Annotated in this window: 24 protein-coding genes; 13 read left to right on the top strand and 11 right to left on the bottom strand. The window is 62.9% G+C overall.

Annotation, left to right across the window (positions count from 1 at the left end):
• Positions 1-71: 71 nt before the first annotated feature.
• Positions 72-710: a transcriptional regulator BetI gene (gene betI, locus NP945_RS03585; RefSeq protein ID WP_256745595.1), complete on the bottom strand. Its 639-nt coding sequence runs from the start codon at positions 708-710 to the stop codon at positions 72-74.
• Between the two features lie 81 nt (positions 711-791).
• Between betI and choX the strand changes: the two genes are divergently transcribed.
• Both choX and NP945_RS03575 read left to right on the top strand, forming a co-directional pair.
• Positions 792-1,730 carry a choline ABC transporter substrate-binding protein gene (gene choX / locus NP945_RS03580; RefSeq protein ID WP_256745594.1) on the top strand — a complete coding sequence of 313 codons (939 nt, stop codon included), beginning with the start codon at positions 792-794 and terminating at the stop codon, positions 1,728-1,730.
• Between the two features lie 8 nt (positions 1,731-1,738).
• Positions 1,739-2,551 (top strand): alpha/beta fold hydrolase, encoded by an 813-nt coding sequence (locus NP945_RS03575; protein ID WP_256745593.1) that lies wholly within the window; start codon positions 1,739-1,741, stop codon positions 2,549-2,551.
• Here the strand turns inward: NP945_RS03575 and NP945_RS03570 are convergent.
• Positions 2,548-3,327, bottom strand: a complete 780-nt coding sequence (locus NP945_RS03570) for an NIPSNAP family protein (protein ID WP_256745592.1) — start codon at positions 3,325-3,327, stop codon at positions 2,548-2,550. The two genes, NP945_RS03575 and NP945_RS03570, sit on opposite strands and share 4 nt — an antisense overlap.
• A gap of 242 nt (positions 3,328-3,569) precedes the next feature.
• Here NP945_RS03570 and NP945_RS03565 point away from each other — a divergent pair, with 242 nt between their 5' ends.
• A complete protein-coding gene (locus NP945_RS03565; protein WP_256745591.1) occupies positions 3,570-4,223 on the top strand; it encodes a TetR/AcrR family transcriptional regulator in 654 nt (217 codons plus the stop codon).
• Between the two features lie 20 nt (positions 4,224-4,243).
• On the opposite strand, the gene NP945_RS03560 is transcribed toward NP945_RS03565, so the two are convergent.
• Positions 4,244-4,837, bottom strand: a complete 594-nt coding sequence (locus tag NP945_RS03560; protein ID WP_256745590.1) for a hypothetical protein — start codon at positions 4,835-4,837, stop codon at positions 4,244-4,246.
• 109 nt (positions 4,838-4,946) lie between these two features.
• On the opposite strand from NP945_RS03560, the gene NP945_RS03555 reads away from it, so the two are divergent.
• The gene (locus NP945_RS03555) at positions 4,947-6,077 is read left to right on the top strand and encodes a metallophosphoesterase (RefSeq protein ID WP_256745847.1); all 1,131 of its coding nucleotides are present in this window, start codon (positions 4,947-4,949) and stop codon (positions 6,075-6,077) included.
• 58 nt (positions 6,078-6,135) lie between these two features.
• Here the strand turns inward: NP945_RS03555 and NP945_RS03550 are convergent, their stop codons facing one another.
• Positions 6,136-6,315, bottom strand: a complete 180-nt coding sequence (locus tag NP945_RS03550) for a CsbD family protein (protein ID WP_027037831.1) — start codon at positions 6,313-6,315, stop codon at positions 6,136-6,138.
• Positions 6,316-6,511: 196 nt separating this feature from the next.
• Between NP945_RS03550 and NP945_RS03545 the strand changes: the two genes are divergently transcribed.
• The 7 genes from NP945_RS03545 (at position 6,512) to NP945_RS03515 (ending at position 10,038) form a co-directional block, all read left to right on the top strand.
• Positions 6,512-7,165, top strand: coding sequence for a glutathione S-transferase family protein (locus tag NP945_RS03545; protein WP_128309027.1), 654 nt, complete (start codon positions 6,512-6,514; stop codon positions 7,163-7,165).
• Positions 7,166-7,590: 425 nt separating this feature from the next.
• Positions 7,591-7,800, top strand: coding sequence for a cold-shock protein (locus NP945_RS03540; RefSeq protein ID WP_010915421.1), 210 nt, complete (start codon positions 7,591-7,593; stop codon positions 7,798-7,800).
• 365 nt (positions 7,801-8,165) lie between these two features.
• On the top strand, positions 8,166-8,393 hold the full coding sequence (locus NP945_RS03535) for a hypothetical protein (protein ID WP_013532399.1): 228 nt from the start codon (positions 8,166-8,168) through the stop codon (positions 8,391-8,393).
• A complete protein-coding gene (locus NP945_RS03530) occupies positions 8,393-8,800 on the top strand; it encodes a hypothetical protein (protein WP_013532398.1) in 408 nt (135 codons plus the stop codon). The genes NP945_RS03535 and NP945_RS03530 overlap by 1 nt, the downstream gene beginning before the upstream one ends.
• A 1-nt stretch (position 8,801) precedes the next feature.
• Positions 8,802-8,969: a hypothetical protein gene (locus NP945_RS03525; RefSeq protein ID WP_127319514.1), complete on the top strand. Its 168-nt coding sequence runs from the start codon at positions 8,802-8,804 to the stop codon at positions 8,967-8,969.
• A gap of 55 nt (positions 8,970-9,024) precedes the next feature.
• Positions 9,025-9,345 (top strand): YkgJ family cysteine cluster protein, encoded by a 321-nt coding sequence (locus NP945_RS03520; protein WP_256745846.1) that lies wholly within the window; start codon positions 9,025-9,027, stop codon positions 9,343-9,345.
• A gap of 81 nt (positions 9,346-9,426) precedes the next feature.
• Positions 9,427-10,038: a LysE family translocator gene (locus NP945_RS03515; RefSeq protein ID WP_127270585.1), complete on the top strand. Its 612-nt coding sequence runs from the start codon at positions 9,427-9,429 to the stop codon at positions 10,036-10,038.
• An 87-nt stretch (positions 10,039-10,125) separates the two neighbouring features.
• Here NP945_RS03515 and NP945_RS03510 read toward each other — a convergent pair whose 3' ends face one another.
• From NP945_RS03510 to NP945_RS03495, 4 genes are read right to left on the bottom strand one after another with little or no spacing between them, the layout of a single operon-like run.
• Complete coding sequence (locus NP945_RS03510) at positions 10,126-10,512, bottom strand: nuclear transport factor 2 family protein (RefSeq protein ID WP_127396149.1); 387 nt, start codon at positions 10,510-10,512, stop codon at positions 10,126-10,128.
• Between the two features lie 16 nt (positions 10,513-10,528).
• Complete coding sequence (locus tag NP945_RS03505; protein ID WP_256745589.1) at positions 10,529-10,975, bottom strand: OsmC family protein; 447 nt, start codon at positions 10,973-10,975, stop codon at positions 10,529-10,531.
• Positions 10,976-11,008: 33 nt separating this feature from the next.
• Positions 11,009-11,263 carry a zinc-binding dehydrogenase gene (locus NP945_RS03500; protein WP_256745588.1) on the bottom strand — a complete coding sequence of 85 codons (255 nt, stop codon included), beginning with the start codon at positions 11,261-11,263 and terminating at the stop codon, positions 11,009-11,011.
• 26 nt (positions 11,264-11,289) lie between these two features.
• Positions 11,290-12,015 (bottom strand): NAD(P)-dependent alcohol dehydrogenase, encoded by a 726-nt coding sequence (locus tag NP945_RS03495; protein WP_256745587.1) that lies wholly within the window; start codon positions 12,013-12,015, stop codon positions 11,290-11,292.
• A 101-nt stretch (positions 12,016-12,116) separates the two neighbouring features.
• Here NP945_RS03495 and NP945_RS03490 point away from each other — a divergent pair, with 101 nt between their 5' ends.
• A complete protein-coding gene (locus tag NP945_RS03490; RefSeq protein WP_128290248.1) occupies positions 12,117-12,725 on the top strand; it encodes a TetR/AcrR family transcriptional regulator in 609 nt (202 codons plus the stop codon).
• A 151-nt stretch (positions 12,726-12,876) separates the two neighbouring features.
• On the opposite strand, the gene groL is transcribed toward NP945_RS03490, so the two are convergent.
• The 3 genes from groL to NP945_RS03475 form a co-directional block, all read right to left on the bottom strand.
• Positions 12,877-14,532, bottom strand: coding sequence for a chaperonin GroEL (gene groL / locus NP945_RS03485; RefSeq protein ID WP_127379092.1), 1,656 nt, complete (start codon positions 14,530-14,532; stop codon positions 12,877-12,879).
• Positions 14,533-14,596: 64 nt separating this feature from the next.
• On the bottom strand, positions 14,597-14,893 hold the full coding sequence (groES, locus tag NP945_RS03480; protein ID WP_006203049.1) for a co-chaperone GroES: 297 nt from the start codon (positions 14,891-14,893) through the stop codon (positions 14,597-14,599).
• 165 nt (positions 14,894-15,058) lie between these two features.
• The gene (locus NP945_RS03475; RefSeq protein WP_256745586.1) at positions 15,059-15,856 is read right to left on the bottom strand and encodes a class I SAM-dependent methyltransferase; all 798 of its coding nucleotides are present in this window, start codon (positions 15,854-15,856) and stop codon (positions 15,059-15,061) included.
• A 112-nt stretch (positions 15,857-15,968) separates the two neighbouring features.
• On the opposite strand from NP945_RS03475, the gene NP945_RS03470 reads away from it, so the two are divergent.
• A complete protein-coding gene (locus tag NP945_RS03470; RefSeq protein ID WP_256745585.1) occupies positions 15,969-16,820 on the top strand; it encodes a hypothetical protein in 852 nt (283 codons plus the stop codon).
• The last annotated feature ends 11 nt before the right edge of the window (positions 16,821-16,831 follow it).

The following is a 16,831-nucleotide window of genomic DNA, read 5'->3' as shown; positions in this document are numbered from 1 at the left end:
AGTTAGGGGTGGGGGTTCGTGCCGGGCAGACATCTCAGGAATACCATATTCGATAGGCCAGCCGAGGCCGGTTACGCGCCGGTGGTCGCAAGCTCCCGCAGGGCCAGCCGGCCCGCGACATAATTCTTGACCTGGCGGACGGCCTGTTCGCGCGAGACGCTGCCCGGTTGCAGGCCGAGCCGCAGCCAAAGCCCGTCGATCAGCGCCGTGACGCCAAGCGCGATGTCGTCGGCATCCGCCGGCGAGGCGAGGCCGTGCAGGCCCGACAACAGGTTCGAGCGCATGCGCGCATGGATCACCCGCTGGATACGGGCCATCTTCTCGTCGCGCGGCACCTCGGCGCAGAGCGACAGCCAGGCATGGCACAGAGGCGGCTGGAACAGATGCTCTTCGAAATTACCCTCGATCACCGCATCCATGCGCTCCATCGGCGTACGCGCCCGGCGAAGCCGCGCGATCACCGCCTGGCACAGGACGGCATTGGCTTCGCGCATCGCGTGCTCGAACAGTTCCTGCTTGTTGCGGAAATAGTGCAGCACGATGCCTTTGGAGGCACCTGCCTGGGCGGCCACTTTCTCCAGGGTCGCGCCGGCAATGCCTTCGCGCTCCAGAACCACGAAAGCCGCCTGCCGTAGCTCCTTGCGGCGTATCTCACTGAGACGCTTGAGTTTCACGGGATCGGTCCATGCATCGCGAATCCACGTTGACATTTTCGTCCGCTCAGATCAAGAATTGACCCATGGGACAATAAAAAGACCAAGTGGTCAATTTCACGAATGAGGAGAACCGAAATGTTGCGCATCCTTGCAAACGGCGTCTGTTTGGCCGCCCTCATGTTGGCCTCTCATGCGGCTCAGGCGGCCGAGGGCCAAGAGTGCAGGACGGTCCGTATGGCCGAACCCGGCTGGAACGACCTTGCCTTCACCACGGGGGTCGCCAACGTCCTGTTGGAGGCGCTCGGCTATCAGCCGCAAAGCCAGGTGCTCGGCATCAACGTCATCTACGAGGGCATGAAGAACAGGGATCTCGACCTGTTCCTGGGCTACTGGGATCCGGCCATGGTCACCTATTACGAGCCCTACAAGCAGGACGGCTCTGTCGAGAATGTGCGCGTCAATCTCGTGGGCGCCAAATACACCTTCGCCGTCCCGACCTACGCCTGGGACGCCGGCGTCAAGGACATTTCCGATCTGCACAAATTCGCCGACAAGTTCGGCAAGAAAATGTACGGCATCGAGCCCGGTTCAAACCAGTTGATGATGGACGCCATCGCCGATCCCGCCTTTGGCCTGGACGGCTGGCAAGTGGTCGAGTCCAGCGAAGCCGGCATGCTTTCCGAGGTCGGCTACGAGATCAAGGAAAAGCAGTTCATCGTCTTCCAGGGCTGGGCGCCGCATCCGATGAACACGATGTACGACTTCAAGTACCTGACCGGCGGCGACAAGTTCTTCGGCCCGAACTTCGGCGCCGCGACGGTGACGACGCAGGTGCGCAAGGGCTATCTCGAGCAATGCCCGAACGTCGCGCAATTCCTCAGGAATCTCGCCTTCGACATCGATTTCGAGAATGTCGGCATGGGCTATCTGATCAATGACGGCATGAAGCCGGAGGACGGCGCGCTGAAGGCAATCACGGCCAACAAAAGCCGCCTCGACGCCTGGCTCGCCGGCGTCACCACCTTCGACGGCCAACCCGGCCTCGCCGCGGTCAAGGAAAAGCTCGGTCTGTGAGAGCGGCGGTGCTTGATGCTTTGCCGGAGCAGGGCGCCTGGTCCGGCCGCAAGCAATTCGTCACTGTCGGCGATCTCGACATCGCCTATGTCGAGGTATCAGGCGCCGAGCCGGCACTGCTGTTGGTGCACGGCTTCACCGACACCAGCCGCAGTTTTTCGCTTCTGGCGCCATATCTGGCCGGCCGTCGTCTGATCATGCCGGATCTGCGCGGCCACGGCGCCTCGCAGGCTGGCAAGAACTGCGGCATCGCCGATCTTGCCGATGATATGGCCGGGCTGATCCAGAGTTTACAACTCGACCGACTGGTCGTCGTCGGCCATTCGCTGGGCGCCATGGTGGCTGTCGCCTTGGCTGCGGGGCACAAGGAGTTGATCGGCGGGCTGGTGGTCCTGGCCGGCACGTTGAAGCCCGATTTCGCGCCGGGTCATCCGCTGGTGGTGAGCGTCGAGGCCCTGCGCGACCCGATATCGCCGGCCGATCCGTTCTATGCCTGGTGGCATGCCTGTCGTCCCGACGTGCCCGCAGCCTTTCTCGCCGGCTTGGCGCAAGAGGCCTCGGCGATGCCGACCCCGCGCTGGCGCGCGATTCTCGAGGAAATCCGCCGCGCCGACCTGACCGATGCTGCACGAGCCGTGCAAGCCCGGACGCTGATCATCGCCGGCGCCTGCGACCCGCTGTTCGGCGAGGCGCACCAGCAGGCGTTGCAATCCGCCCTTGCCGGAGCCGTCTTCGTTCGGGCCGAGAGCTGTGGCCACAACCCGCATTGGGAAGACCCGGTCCTTGTCGCAAAGGCGATCATCGAGGCATTTGAAGTCTAACGCCCGACCAATGATTGCGATGTGGGCGACAGCCGCAAAGTCTCCGTTTGTTTGGTCAGGCCGAGCTGCGCGGCCTGCAAAAAACCCCGCCATGCCGGAGAAGCGGCAAGCGCAGCCTGGTGGCGGGCATGCGCCTCGGTGCTGGCAAAACCCATGACGCTGATGAAGACGTTTTCATCAGCCCGTACCGGCAGGCGCGGAAAACTGTTCTCGGCATGCTCGGTAACGAAGGCGGCGAGCAGGCGTGCGTCGGCCGTCATCAGGCACGCCGTCTCAGTCTCGAAGCGAGTGGCGAAATCTGCCTCCGTGCCGGGCTGCAAATGATGAATCTCGATGACAACGATGCCGGTCAGCGGTTTGTTTTGAATGGGCTTTCCGTCGGCGGCCAGGCTTGGCCGCTGCTTGCCCGCGAGGTCGAACCCGGCGCCCGGCCACGCCGGCTTCAGCAGCAGCACATCGTCGGAATCGATCATCGTTGCGTTGGCCGCATAGCTGTGCGCCGCCCAGACCGGCCCGCCATAAAAAGCGGCGAGAGCATTTTTCCGCGCATCCATGTCGTCGAAGCCGCGCATCCAGACGAACATGTCAGGCCGATCGAGGTTCCGGAACTGGCCGATGATGGTCATGCTGGCGTCCTCCTGGCCCTCGATCAGCCTGCCGTCGAAGATGCCGATGAGTGTGTCGCGCCGACCAGGCTTCAGCGTGTATTGCCGAAGCTCGACGACAGGCGAAGCGAGCGCTGAGGGCTTCGTCGCGACGTTCTGGGGCAGGTTCATCCGACATTCTCCAAAAACAGGGTGATCGTCCTGTTTTGTAAAACAGACCGGTTGTCCTGTTTTGTCAACATGCTATCTTCTTTTGCCTTCTCCCCTTGTGGGAGAAGGTGGATTGGCGCGCAGCGCCGAGACGGTTGAGGGGTGCTCGACGGTGCGCCGTTGGTGTCAAGCTGGAGCACCCCTCATCCGCCTTCACTTCGTTCAGGCACCTTCTCCCACAAGGGGAGAAGGGGGAGATCCGCATGGCGGGAAAACGCACCAACGACCCTGAAGGCATGCGCAAGAAAGTGCTCGATGTCGCCGAGGACGCCTTCCAGGCGCGTGGCTATCACGCCTCCAGCATCGGCGATCTGATGGCGGCGGCTGATGTCAGCGGCGGCGCGCTGCATCACCACTTCCCGACCAAGAAGGCGCTGGCGCTGGCTGTGATCGACGAGCGTGTGGCGGCAGCGGTCGAAGAGACATGGATCGCCCCGGTGCTGGCGGCGGCATCGGCGCGCGAGGGCGTGCGCTCGGTGTTCGAGGCCGTGGCGGCGGAACTGGAGCAGCAGGGTTTCGTGCGCGGCTGCCCGCTCAACAATCTGGCGCACGAACTGTCGCTTGCCGATCCCGATTTCCGCCTTGCCCTTGCCGGTATCTTTGCCGGGTGGCGGCGCGCGATTGCCGACAAGGTGCGTGCCGACCAGCAGGCGGGCAAGGACGAGGGCACGGACCCCGAACGCTTCGCCGCGCTGACGGTCGCCGCCTATTCCGGGGCGATGTCGATGGCCAAGACGGCGCAGGATGCCGGTGTGCTGCGGGATTGCCTGGCGGGGCTGGAGCGCAGCGCGCCGTCGCCGGGCGGCTTGGTTGCCAGGCGACGCAACAGGATACTGCCACGGCCGAGAACCCCTTGACTCGCCGGGCTTTGGTTCAGCTACTCGGCCAGCGGCTTGATCGTCTCGTAGCCGTTGACGGATTCCGAACTGGTGCCTTCATCGTAGCGCCGCGCGAGCGCGGCTTGCAGATCGGGCGCATAGAGGGCGGTGAATGAGTCCAGCGTCTCGCCGGCGCCGTTCTTGAAGGTCTCCTTGACCGCCAGGACATTGTATTTGCACGCGCCCAGACTGAATGTCTCCTTGCCCTTGACGACCAGGCTCAGCGTCTTGGTGCCCTTCGGCGGCTTGTTCGGCGACAGCTCGACGAACTCTATCGTGGCCTTTGCCCCCGCCTTCAGCGGGAACAGCTTTCGCAGATCGGAAAACGGGATCATCGCCTGGCGGCCGGTGTCGCTGTCGCGAAACACCTCGATCAGGCCGGCGAACAGATATTGGGTCTGGGGCGATTGCGATTCGTAGGTGTTGGCAACCGACATCATCCCGCCGGCCACGGGCCGAAATTCGCTCTGGATGCCGGGTCTCGCCAGAACGAAACCCTTCCTGGCGGACTTGGCATCGACGCAATCGGCGGCATGCGCGGTGCTCGCGCACAACATCGCGGCCAGGATCATGCAGATAGCTGCGGCTTTCATTTTCGTCCTCCTCCGCTCGCGCAAGCGAGACATGCCAGACCCATGGCGTCATGTCGATGATGGCGCAGAGGCGCTGGACGACCGGCTGCTGGCCATGCTGAATCAGCAGATGATGAATCGCCGTTCGACTGGATCGTTTTCCCGACGCAACTTCCTGGTACAGGCTGCGGGATTTGCCGCGGCCGGCGCCTTGCCGCGGCCGGCCTTCGGCCAGACCGGGCAACGCGTCCAGTCGATCGACGCCACCTTCCTGTTCATCGCCGATGTCCATGCCTGCCGCATGGCGAGCGGCTTGAGCCCCAACTGCCTGCAGGAGGGCAAGACCGACGCCGCGCTGCTGCGCAACGTGGCGGTGCTGAATGCGCTTGGCGACAAGGACTGGCCGGCCGAGATCAATGGCGTCGCCACCGGCCTGCGTTCCGCCGGCAGGATAGGCACGCCGCTCGGCCTCGTCGTCGGCGGCGACGTCACCGACGATGGCGGCGGCCAGATCACGCAGCCGAGCGAGGGCACCCAACTGCTCCAGTTCAGCCAGCGCTACAGCCAGGGCGTCGGCCCGGATCGCGTGCACATGCCGGTCTATGTCGGGCTCGGCAACCATGATCTCGACCAGAACGGGCCGCCGCACCATGTCGACTGGTACCGGCGCGAACTGCGCGACTATGTCGAGGTCAACCATCGCGCCGGCGTGTTCTTCAAGCCGCCGGTGCCGGCCACCGACTATGATGTCGACACCGACTGCTACTCCTGGGACTGGGGCGGCCTGCATCTGATCCAGACGCATCGGTTCGCCGGCGATACCGGCCACGGCGCCGAGAGCAGCCTGCCATGGCTGAAGCAGGACCTGGCGACCTATGCGGCGGACGGCCGTCCGGTCGTCCTGTTCCAGCATTATGGCTGGGACACTTTTTCGGTGGAACGCTGGGATGCCGCCAAGAGCCACTTCGATGATGACGGCACCGGTGCGCCGCATTGGTGGAGCGAGGCCGACCGGCAGGCGTTGCTGGCGGCGCTGAAGGGCTACAATGTCGTCGGCATTTTCCACGGCCACCAGCACGAAACGCCGCTGATCTATCGCAGGGACGGGATCGACCTGTTCAAGCCGAAGGCTGCCTATATGGGCGGTTTCGCGCTGGCCAGGGTGACCAGCGACGGCATGGACGTGGTGCTGGGCGAGGCGACCGGCGATCATGGCGAGGTTGCCTTCACCAATGCTTTCAGCAAGGGCTGGAGCACATGAAAAAAGGCGGCCTTCGCGGCCGCCTTTCCCTCGATAAAGCGCGTTTCTCGATGTCGGATCAGAGCGCCTTCTTGACCTTGTCCTTGACGTCGCCATAGGCCTTCTGCACCTTGCCGGCGATCCTGTCGCCCGTGCCTTCGGCCTGGGTCTGCCTGTTGCCGGTTGCCTTGCCCGCGGCTTCCTTGACCGAGCCCTTGACCTGCTTGGCCACGCCCGCGACCTGATCCTTGTTCACCATTTTTGCGCATCTCCTGGGGTGTGAATTCGGAGGAATTCATTTGCGGGTAGCTAACGAGCCGGCGTCGGTTAGGTTCCAGGCGTCGCCCGGACGGCAGATCAGGTCGCGCGGCCGCCGCCCGGGGCAAGGTCGGTGGGCTAGGCTGTGAACATGCGTTCGCAATGGGATTATCGAGGCCAGGCGTGCGGGGAGAAAAATGGCAGAATTTACGCTCTATATCGGCAACAAGTGTTTCTCCTCATGGTCGCTGCGGCCATGGCTGGCGATGAGGCATCTGGAGATCCCGTTCGAGGAAGGTTTCGTGCGGCTGCGCACGCCTGAAACCTTTGCCAATCTGGCGAAAGTGTCGCCGACAGGTCAGGTGCCGGTGCTGAATCACAGTGGCAAGATCGTCTGGGAAACCCTTGCCATCCTTGAATATCTCGCCGACCTGTTTCCCGAAAAAAAGCTCTGGCCGGCCGATATCGACGCCCGTGCGCTGGCGCGTTCGGCTGCGACCGAGATGCATTCCGGCTTTCGCGAGGTTCGCTATGGCTGGCCGATGAATTTGCGTCGGCCCAAGGCCCACAAGCCGCTCGACGCCGAGGGCGAGGCGCAACGCGCCCGCATCGAGGCGCTGTGGCGCCAGTGCCGGGAAAAATACGGCAAGGGCGGCCCGTTCCTGTTCGGCCACTTCACCGCGGCCGATGCCATGTATGCGCCTGTCGTCACCCGTTTCGACACCTATGGCGGCACGCTGGCGCCGGATACGCGCGCCTATGTCGACGCCGTGCTGGCAACGCCGGCGATGCGCCACTGGTATGCCGAGGCGGCCAGGGAGACGTGGCCGGAACCCGGTCCGGACGAATAGGATCCAAACGAAAACGCCCCTCGCACCTTTTATCGTGCGGGGGGCGTCTTTGCCATCAACTGTTATTCGATTGCTCTCATGAACTGCTGATGACACCGAATAAATGCGCGTCTGCGCAGATGGTTCCTGGATGCCGGAAAACTTTTCTCAAGTTGGCGCAAGCGCGCTGTTTGGCGTCCGATTTGCCGTCATGCAAGGTGTTTTGGCCAGGTGGTTTGGGAGAATTCCGCAGCTGTGGCTTTATGCAAATTTGACAGCGCGCCAAAAGAAGCCTATAAGCAAATCGTCGATATTTGTTTGACTGACTTTTGTTATCCGCGCTTTCGAGCGCGCCTTTGACGAACTTCCCACATCAAAAATCGGGACAAACGACGTTGTGCATCCGCATGGCGTCGAACGAATATTTGCCATGGAAAGGGTTCGTCATGAGCACCGGCACAGTTAAATGGTTCAACGCCACCAAAGGTTTTGGTTTTATTCAGCCTGACGACGGCTCGGCCGACGTTTTTGTCCACATCTCGGCCGTAGAGCGCGCCGGCATGCGCGACATCGTCGAGGGCCAGAAGCTCGGCTACGAGATGGTCCGCGACAACAAGTCGGGCAAGATGTCCGCCGACCAGTTGAAGGCGGCCTGAAAAAAGAATTCAGCTCTCCCGGTGACCACGGATGTACTGGCACCGGTGAGTGGCGAATTCGGGCGCATGGCCGCGGAGACTTGAGTTTCCACGGCATGTCATGCGCATGAGAAGGGCGTTTCGTGCATCCCCGGTGCATCTTTTTTGGATGTCATCTGGTTGCGCGGCGCCTTTACGGAAGGTCAGGCGGTGCCTGGCCTTTTTCATTTTGCGGGCCTCGCCGCCGAAAGTGCGCTGCGCGCCAGCCTGGACGTGCTAAGGGACGCTCCAGCAATTTGAATTCGCCGCGCGTATTGCTTTGTGCGTGATCCTGACCGAAGACCCGGTCTCGCTCCATCGGCACAGGCTCCTGACAGGAGAAAGATTTGACCACCAGTTCAAAGACAACCGTCGATCAGGCCGTGTCCCTGTTCAGCAAGACGCAAACCCAGTCGATGTCGCTCAACCGCATCAATTCCGAGCGCGACGCCGTCAGCGAGGCACGTGAAGCCAAGACCGCGCGTCTGCGCGAATTGCGGCTGGAGAAGGAGGCCGACGAGATGGCCGCCGCCGCCGCGCTAGCCGCTTTGCCGAAGCGGGCCGGAAGACGCTGATGGCTACCAAACGCGTACCGCCAACACCGATCGCCGCCGACGCAACCATTGCCGATATGGTCGAAGGCCTCGACAAGCCGGTCGAATTCGTCCGGCGTGTGCTGGAAAAGCTCGAACGCTGCAAGCGTGCCCACGGTGATGCCCAGGTGCGCGTCGGCGTGCGTGGCCGCGCCGAATGTCCGAACTACCTGATCGAATATGTCCGCGAAGACGCCAAGACCCATGAGCGGGTGACTTATCAGGACGCCGCCTACAGCGGCAGCACGCATCGCGAGCTGGCGGCCCATCACATCGAGGCGGTGAAAAATTGGTCGCCCGAGGAAATGAACATCACGGCCGTTTCGGCGCTGATCGGCCGCCTGCGCAATCCGCGCGCCCCATCATCGCGCTTCGCCGACGAGGACTGACATGGCCATAAAATTCTCCTCCAAGGATCAGACGGCAGCCTCGGGTGCTGCGGCAAAACCGGCCAAGCCGGTTGCTGCGCCGAAAGCAGGCGACGCCACCGAGGCCGCGACCGATCTGTTCAAGTCGCCGGCGGATTCGCCGAAGGGCAAGACGGCTAAGAAGAAATAGCGCCTTGCCGCAAGACGCCGATCAAAACCCCGCCGCGCCGGGGCTGTCCGCCCTGGTGACCGCCGCGAGCGTTGTGTCGTCGCAACACGGCACCTTCGATTGCCAAAGCTGCGGTGCCTGCTGTTCCTATTCGGCCGAGTGGCCGCGCTTTTCCACCGAGGATGACGCACAGCTCGACCGTATCCCGGAAAAATATGTCGCATCTGACCTGTCAGGCATGCGCTGCGAGGGCGTGCGCTGCTCGGCGCTGTCCGGCGAGATCGGCAAGTCGACCGCTTGCGGCATCTACGACGTCCGGCCGGACGTCTGTCGCGCCTGCATGCCCGGCGACGAGGAGTGTCTGATGGCACGCCAGGCGCTCGGGTTACCGGTGTAGCCAATCTCCAATCGCCTCCGCTTGTGCGCCGACCCGCAGCCCGATACCTTCCTGGTTGGGTAGGGTGCCGGAGGAACCATCGTGAGCATCGAATTTCTGTTGACGTCCCTGATTGTCGTGGCTTCGCCCGGCACCGGCGTTCTCTACACGCTGAGCGCCGGCCTCTCGCGCGGTGCGCGAGCCAGCGTCATCGCCGCCTTCGGCTGCACGCTCGGCATCATCCCGCACATGGCCGCTGCCATCACTGGCCTGGCGGCGCTGCTGCACACCAGTGCGCTCGCCTTCGAGACGCTGAAATATCTCGGCGTCGCCTACCTGCTCTACATGGCCTGGAACACACTCAAGGAAAATGGCGGCCTCAGCGTCGACCAGGATGTGACGCCGCGTTCGGCCGGCAAGGTGATTGCCACCGGCATCCTCGTCAACGTGCTCAATCCGAAACTCTCGATCTTCTTCTTCGCCTTCCTGCCGCAATTCGTCAGCACCACGGAGCCCAACGCGCTGTCGAAGATGCTGGAGCTGAGTTCCGTCTTCATGCTTTTGACCTTCGTGGTTTTCGTCGGCTACGGCATCTTCGCCGCCTCGATCCGCAGCCACGTCGTCTCGCGGCCAATGGTGTTGACCTGGATGCGCCGGACTTTCGCCGGCGCCTTCGTCATGCTTGGCGCGAAGCTGGCGCTGGCGGATCGGTAGAGCCACGGGGAGCGGCTCAGTCTTGCTGATCCGCTCGCCTTGTTGCGCTGTTCCGGGCGATGCCCTTTGGGAAATTGCTCGGGCGCGCTACCCCTTCACATAGCCCATCGCTTCGACGATCCGCCCGTCGGCCACGCGCATGAGGTTGACGCCGCGCAGCGAATTGCCGTCGGCCATGAAATAGCGCCAGCGGATCGTTGCCCGGTCGCCGGCAACGAAGGTTTCCTCGACATCGAAGCGCGTGCCGGCCTGGGTTGCTATCGCCGTCCAAAGCCCGACGCACGCCGCTTGACCGGCAAAACGAGCGCCGTCCGGCGCCGGCACGGTGTTCTCGATCACGCAATCCTCAGCCACCAGTTCGGCGAGTGCCGAGGGATCATGGCGTTGGAATACGTCGTTGTAGCGCCGCATGATCTCGGCCGTCTGCTGGGACAGATCGTACGCGGTTGCGTCCATGACAAGCTCCTGTGTCATCTTCTTCCTCCTGGCTTCATTGGCCTTTGGTGGCTTCAACGAGCGTTGCCTTGAGGGTGATCTGAGACACGCCGGCAAGGGCCCGCGAGACGAGGCAGCCCGCCTTGGCGGACTGTGCAAGGCGCTCGAATTCATCTGCGGCGAGTCCTGCGGCCTCCACATCGGTTTCGAGTTCGATCCGGGTGATCGTCGGCCCGGCCGCGGTCGCGCCGAGATGCACCTTGGCGATCGTGTGGATATTGCGGGCAACATGGCCGGCGCCGCCCAGTATGGCGCTCAGCGCCATCGAGAAGCAGCCTGCATGCGCTGCGGCGATCAGCTCTTCCGGGTTGGTGCCCGGACCGTTCTCGAAGCGCGACGGGAAGGAATAGGCGCCTTCGAAGACGCCGCTGCCGAGCCGCAGCCGGCCCGCCCCTTCCTTCAGCGTGCCTTGCCATTTGGCCGAGGCTTCACGAATTGTCATTGTCGTTCTCCCTTGGTTTGAGGACTTGATGGGTCAGGCGCCGTCGATGATCACCTTCCCGAAGACGTCGCCCTGCTGGAAATAGCGGTAGGCATCGCCGGCCTCGGTGAAGGCGAAGACCTTGTCGATGACGGGCCGCAGGCGATGCTGCGAGACGGCGCGCAGCATGGCTTCGAGATTGGTCCGGTTGCCGACGAACAGGCGGCTGATGGTGGCGAGGCTGCGCTGGTAGAGTGCCGCCGGCAACTGGATCGATCCGCCTTTCGCATCCTGCAGCGTCAAGAGCACGATGTGCCCGTAAAGCGTGCTGGCGATCAGCGACTGGGCGAAGGTCGCCGGCCACCGGTCTCGATGACGAGATCGATGCCGCCGGTCTGGTCGCGGACGGCCGCGCCCCATTGCGGCATATCCGATGTCGAAATCACCAGGTCGGCGCCCAGCGCCCGCAGCCTGTCGGCTTTCTCACCGCGCGAGGTGACGGCGGCGACATGGCAGCCGAGCAGCTTGGCGAACTGCAGTGCAAAGAGCGAGACGCCGCCCGAGCCGACGACCAGAACCCATTGGCCGGGCTTCGGAATTCCGGCGCCCGTCACGGCATTCCAGCCGGTCAGGCCGGCACAGGTCAGCGTTGCCGCCTCATGCCAGTCGAGATGATCGGGCAAGCGCACCGCCCATTGTTCGTCGAGAACGGCGTATTCGGTCAGCATGCCATCCAGCGTGCAGCCGAGTTGGTCGACGAGGCCGGCATGGATGCGGCCGTCGATCCATCGGGGGAAATAGCTGCCGGTCACGCGGTCGCCGACAGCAAAGCGGGTGACGGTATCGCCGATAGCGACAATGTCACCGGCCCCGTCGCTCAGCGGAACGACGCCTTGGCGCGGCGGCAGCGGATAGGTGCCGTTGAGGATCATCGTATCGCGCCGGTTGAGCGAGGTGGCGCGAACGCGCACCACGATCTCATGCGGTCTCGGCTCCGGCTGCGCCGTGTCGCGCAGCATCAGGGGTTCGGTCCCAGACCCTTCGAGGCGGTAGCTCCGCATGCGTTCCTCTCGAGAAATATATAGACTGATCTACATATTATGTAGACCGATTGTCATATTTTGCGCAAGGCCTATAATGATTCCTGCTGACAGAGGTTGACATGGCCAACGACACCCGCACCCGCATACTCGAGACGACTGGGCTGCTGCTCAGGCAGCGCGGCTATCACGGCACCTCGCTGAACGACATATTGAGCGCCAGCGGTGCACCGCGGGGCTCGCTCTATTTTCATTTTCCCGGCGGCAAGGACCAACTGGTCATCGAGGTGACGCGGGCCAGCGTTGCCGACGTGACGGAGAGGCTGGGCGAAGCGCTGGCTGCCGAAAAGTATCCGGCGGTGGCTGTCCATCATATCTACCAGTCGGTGGGACGCATGCTGGAAGACAACCAGTTTTCGCTCGGCTGTCCGATCGCGCCTGTCGTGCTGGACTCGCCCACCGACGTGCCGGAACTGGCGGAGTTGTGCCGCTCGGCCTTCGAACAGTGGATAGGCCTGCTGCGGGACGCCTTCGTCAGGGCAGGGGTGCCCGAGCGCCGCGCGCATGCATTGGCACTGCTGGTCGAATCGTCGCTGGAGGGGCTGATGGTGATCGCCCGCGCCACCCACGACCGCGCCCCGGTGCAGGCTGTGGCCGATGAGGTCGCAGCGCTGATCGAGCAGGCGGTACTGGCCGGCGAGGTAAAGCAACGCGCGGATGCCGCCGTCTGAGACGCCGACCGCTGCGCAAAAAAAGGGCGGCATCTCTGCCGCCCTTTCCGTATCTGAAGGCTGATAGGGCTGGACTAGAAATCCATGCCGCCACTCAAGCCCGCTTGCGGGCTTGAGTAATGTTAGTTCATGGGCGTGCTTTATGGACTTCTTAGAAATCCATACCGCCCATGCCGCCCATGCCGCCGCCCATGCCGCCAGGCATGCCGCCGCCGCCAGCCGACTCCTTCTTCGGAGCCTCCGCGATCATGGCTTCGGTGGTGACGAGCAGGCCGGCGACCGAGGCCGCGTCCTGAAGAGCCGTACGGACAACTTTGACCGGATCGACGATACCCATGGCGATCATGTCGCCATATTCGCCGGTCTGGGCGTTGTAGCCGAAGGTCGCGCCCTTGTTCTCAAGGATCTTGCCGGCAACGATCGATGCTTCCGCACCAGCGTTGGCCGCGATCTGGCGGGCCGGAGCCTGCAGCGCACGACGAACGATGTTGATGCCGGCGGCCTGGTCGGCGTTGACGCCGGTGGCCTTGATGTTGGCCGAAGCGCGCAGCAGCGCGACGCCACCACCAGCAACGATGCCTTCTTCGACGGCCGCGCGGGTCGCGTTGAGGGCGTCATCGACGCGGTCCTTCTTTTCCTTGACTTCGACTTCCGTCGCGCCGCCGACGCGGATCACCGCAACGCCGCCGGCGAGCTTCGCCAGACGTTCCTGCAGCTTCTCCTTGTCGTAGTCCGAAGTGGTCTCTTCGATCTGCTGCTTGATCTGGGCGACGCGGCCCTGGATCTCGGCCTTCTTGCCGGCGCCGTCGACGATGGTGGTGTTCTCCTTGGAGATCGACACCTTCTTGGCGCGGCCGAGCATGTTGAGGCCGACGTTCTCGAGCTTGATGCCGAGGTCTTCCGAGATGACCTGGCCACCGGTGAGGATGGCGATGTCTTCCAGCATGGCCTTGCGGCGATCACCGAAGCCCGGCGCCTTGACGGCAGCGATCTTCAGGCCGCCACGCAGCTTGTTGACGACCAGCGTGGCCAAAGCCTCGCCTTCGACGTCTTCCGAGATGATGAGCAGCGGCTTCGAGGTCTGCACGACGGCTTCGAGAACCGGCAGCATGGCCTGAAGGTTGGACAGCTTCTTCTCGTGCAGGAGGATGTAGACGTCCTCGAGCTCGGCAACCATCTTGTCGGCGTTGGTGACGAAGTAGGGCGAGAGATAGCCGCGGTCGAACTGCATGCCTTCGACGACTTCGAGTTCGGTCTCGGCGGTCTTGGCTTCCTCAACCGTGATGACGCCTTCGTTGCCGACCTTCTGCATCGCTTCCGCGATCATCTTGCCGACCGACTCGTCGCCATTGGCCGAGATCGTGCCGACCTGGGCGACTTCCTCGGAGGTCTTGATCTTCTTGGCAGCCTTGCCGAGCGCGCCGACGACTTCGGTCACGGCCAGATCGATGCCGCGCTTCAGGTCCATCGGGTTCATGCCGGCGGCAACGGCCTTGTGGCCTTCCTGGACGATCGACTGTGCCAGAACGGTTGCGGTCGTGGTGCCGTCGCCGGCGATGTCGTTGGTCTTCGAAGCAACTTCGCGGACCATCTGCGCGCCCATGTTCTCGAACTTGTCTTCAAGCTCGATTTCCTTGGCGACGGTAACGCCGTCCTTGGTGATGCGCGGGGCGCCGAACGACTTGTCGATGACGACGTTGCGGCCCTTGGGGCCGAGCGTGACTTTCACCGCGTCGGCGAGGATGTTGACGCCGCGCAGCATGCGCTCGCGGGCATCACGGGAGAATTTTACGTCTTTGGCAGCCATTTTTAGCTCCTGGCAGGGGCTTTGATCGAGCCCGGGAATTCAGTTGACGGGGAAAGGCCTGATATCAGCCGATGATGCCCATGATGTCGGATTCCTTCATGATCAGAAGGTCTTCGCCATTGAGCTTGACTTCGGTGCCCGACCACTTGCCGAACAGGATGCGGTCGCCGGCCTTGACGTCCAGCGGGACCAGCTTGCCAGCTTCGTCACGAGCGCCGGAGCCGACGGCGATGATCTCGCCTTCCTGCGGCTTTTCCTTTGCCGTGTCGGGGATGATGATCCCGCCAGCGGTCTTGGATTCGGATTCGACCCGGCGAACGACCACGCGGTCATGAAGCGGGCGGAACTTCGACTTTGCCATTTTTTCTTCCTCGATGAGAACGGTGAGAAACAGTTCCTCCATCCGGCGGCGCCGGACTTGTGGTTAGCACTCACCAAAGGCGAGTGCTAACGTGGCGCTGAAATAGGCTGGCGGCGCGCCGGAGTCAAGGCGCTCGGAGCGGCTCTTGGCGGTATGATGATGAACTTACCGGTGCCTGGCCGAACCGAGTACCAGAAGCGGGCACCGTTCGGCCAGCGGATAGCTGCCGCTCGGCACGACGCGCACCTCGCCGAACCAGTCGGCGGCCTCTTCGATCAGCGTGGCCAGCGTCGCGAAACTGTAGCTTATGTCCGAGCCGGCATAGACGTCGATCGTGTTGATCGAGCTCATGCTCCACCCCGTCCTTGCGGCAAGAGCTTCGCGGTCTGGGAACAGTCTGCCGAACGTATCGCGCATCGTTGCCACCTTGATGGCGAAATCGGGGTCGTTCGTCGTGGACGCCATCGCGATCCGCCATTTGAGCGCGTGGAAATTCTCGACCCCGCCGGCCAGAACCAGAGCTTCGATCCCGCGCAGATCATCTGCCGTTTCCGGTCGTGCGAAGACGCGGATCGCTGCGCGCCTGCCAGGCTTCAGCACCCTGGCGACCTCGCCAAACAACGAACTGCGCGCCGCCTGGGAATCGACCGCCGACAGGCATCCGTCGCCGATGACGGCGTCGATGCTTGCGTGATCCACGGGCAGGTTAAGCCAGTTGCCGGCGATTGCCCTTCGCGAGCCGTCATCGCCGGCCCATACGCCGGAAATCATGGCCGCCGACTGGTCGACCGCCAACATCGACTTGCCCAGAATTGCCAATTCCGGGGTCACCCCCAAGAGGAGGACATCGGCATTTCCGAGATCAAGTTCGCGATCGAATATAGCGACGGTTTCCGCTGTTGGCCGGAGCGGCGCTTCCAGAAGTTTCCAATGGCGGTGGTAATCGTCCCAATGATTTGTCATGCAATTTATTGGCCCCTGGACGCCTGGATTTGGATACCCGCCGGGGCTTAATAGAGGTCGTCGGACAAGCCAAGACATTTCAAGAATTTACAGACAGTCCAAGAGGTAGATAGTGGCGCGCATCGTTGTGATAACGCACGAGCATGACAGGTTCCTGGGCAGGCGCGACATCCTGCTGCGCAGGAGCAGCCCATACATGCTGTTCGACATTCTTGCGGAATTGAAAAGGCGCGGCCACTCGGTTCAGGTTCAGCAAGGCCTGTCGAAGCCGGTCAGCGCCGATATGGCGGTATTGCATGTCGATGCCACGGTGACGCCCACGGACTATGTCGACTACGCCCGGAGTTTTGCCTTCTGCCTCAACATCGGCGCCGCCGACATATCCAAGCGGCGGATCAGCGGCGCATTGGTCGACAGAACCGACAGCTGGCAAGGTCAGGTGATCGTCAAAAGCAATCTCAACAATCGGGGTATTCCGGAGACGCTCCTCAACCGGCGATCCGAGCGTGCCGGGAAACAGCAGCCGTTTCCGCGCTTGCCAGCCTTGCATCCTTATGAGGTCCATGGATCTCTCGGCGACGTTCCAGATGGCGTCTTTGATTGCGACGATCTCGTCGTGGAAAAGTTCATTCCGGAGAGAGAACCCGACGGTTTTGCTGTTCGTTTCTGGGTGTTTTGCGGAGAGCGCGAGCGCTGCACCCGCTACGTCTCCCCGAACGGGCTGGTCAAGGCATCGGAGACGATCCGGCGCGAGCCCGTCCCGGTGCCCGACGAATTGCGTGAGCGCCGGCGTGAACTCGGCTTTGACTATGGAAAATTCGATTTCGTCATGCATGAGGGCAAGGCCGTCCTCCTCGATGCAAACAAGACTCCCGGCCGTCCGCAAAACCTCGTCAAGATGTTCGCGGCCGGCGCTTCCGATCTGACTCACGGCTTCGAAGGCCTCATCCATCGGGCGAAATAGGCCGCGGCTGA

The organism is Mesorhizobium sp. LMG17149, from assembly GCF_024518695.1.
In the GTDB taxonomy this organism is placed as follows: Bacteria; Pseudomonadota; Alphaproteobacteria; order Rhizobiales; family Rhizobiaceae; genus Mesorhizobium.
The sequence above is the reverse complement of the archived record's forward strand: the minus strand, read 5'-3'. Positions and strand labels throughout refer to the sequence as shown.

Excerpts from the sequence above, each read along its gene's own strand:
- betI (WP_256745595.1), bottom strand. The coding sequence starts at position 710 with ATGTCAACGTGGATTCGCGATGCATGGACCGATCCCGTGAAACTCAAG.
- choX (WP_256745594.1), top strand. The coding sequence starts at position 792 with ATGTTGCGCATCCTTGCAAACGGCGTCTGTTTGGCCGCCCTCATGTTG.
- NP945_RS03570 (WP_256745592.1), bottom strand. The coding sequence starts at position 3,327 with ATGAACCTGCCCCAGAACGTCGCGACGAAGCCCTCAGCGCTCGCTTCG.
- NP945_RS03565 (WP_256745591.1), top strand. The coding sequence starts at position 3,570 with ATGGCGGGAAAACGCACCAACGACCCTGAAGGCATGCGCAAGAAAGTG.
- NP945_RS03560 (WP_256745590.1), bottom strand. The coding sequence starts at position 4,837 with ATGAAAGCCGCAGCTATCTGCATGATCCTGGCCGCGATGTTGTGCGCG.
- NP945_RS03555 (WP_256745847.1), top strand. The coding sequence starts at position 4,947 with ATGATGAATCGCCGTTCGACTGGATCGTTTTCCCGACGCAACTTCCTG.
- NP945_RS03550 (WP_027037831.1), bottom strand. The coding sequence starts at position 6,315 with ATGGTGAACAAGGATCAGGTCGCGGGCGTGGCCAAGCAGGTCAAGGGC.
- NP945_RS03545 (WP_128309027.1), top strand. The coding sequence starts at position 6,512 with ATGGCAGAATTTACGCTCTATATCGGCAACAAGTGTTTCTCCTCATGG.
- NP945_RS03540 (WP_010915421.1), top strand. The coding sequence starts at position 7,591 with ATGAGCACCGGCACAGTTAAATGGTTCAACGCCACCAAAGGTTTTGGT.
- NP945_RS03530 (WP_013532398.1), top strand. The coding sequence starts at position 8,393 with ATGGCTACCAAACGCGTACCGCCAACACCGATCGCCGCCGACGCAACC.
- NP945_RS03525 (WP_127319514.1), top strand. The coding sequence starts at position 8,802 with ATGGCCATAAAATTCTCCTCCAAGGATCAGACGGCAGCCTCGGGTGCT.
- NP945_RS03510 (WP_127396149.1), bottom strand. The coding sequence starts at position 10,512 with ATGACACAGGAGCTTGTCATGGACGCAACCGCGTACGATCTGTCCCAG.
- NP945_RS03505 (WP_256745589.1), bottom strand. The coding sequence starts at position 10,975 with ATGACAATTCGTGAAGCCTCGGCCAAATGGCAAGGCACGCTGAAGGAA.
- NP945_RS03495 (WP_256745587.1), bottom strand. The coding sequence starts at position 12,015 with ATGCGGAGCTACCGCCTCGAAGGGTCTGGGACCGAACCCCTGATGCTG.
- NP945_RS03490 (WP_128290248.1), top strand. The coding sequence starts at position 12,117 with ATGGCCAACGACACCCGCACCCGCATACTCGAGACGACTGGGCTGCTG.
- groL (WP_127379092.1), bottom strand. The coding sequence starts at position 14,532 with ATGGCTGCCAAAGACGTAAAATTCTCCCGTGATGCCCGCGAGCGCATG.
- groES (WP_006203049.1), bottom strand. The coding sequence starts at position 14,893 with ATGGCAAAGTCGAAGTTCCGCCCGCTTCATGACCGCGTGGTCGTTCGC.
- NP945_RS03475 (WP_256745586.1), bottom strand. The coding sequence starts at position 15,856 with ATGACAAATCATTGGGACGATTACCACCGCCATTGGAAACTTCTGGAA.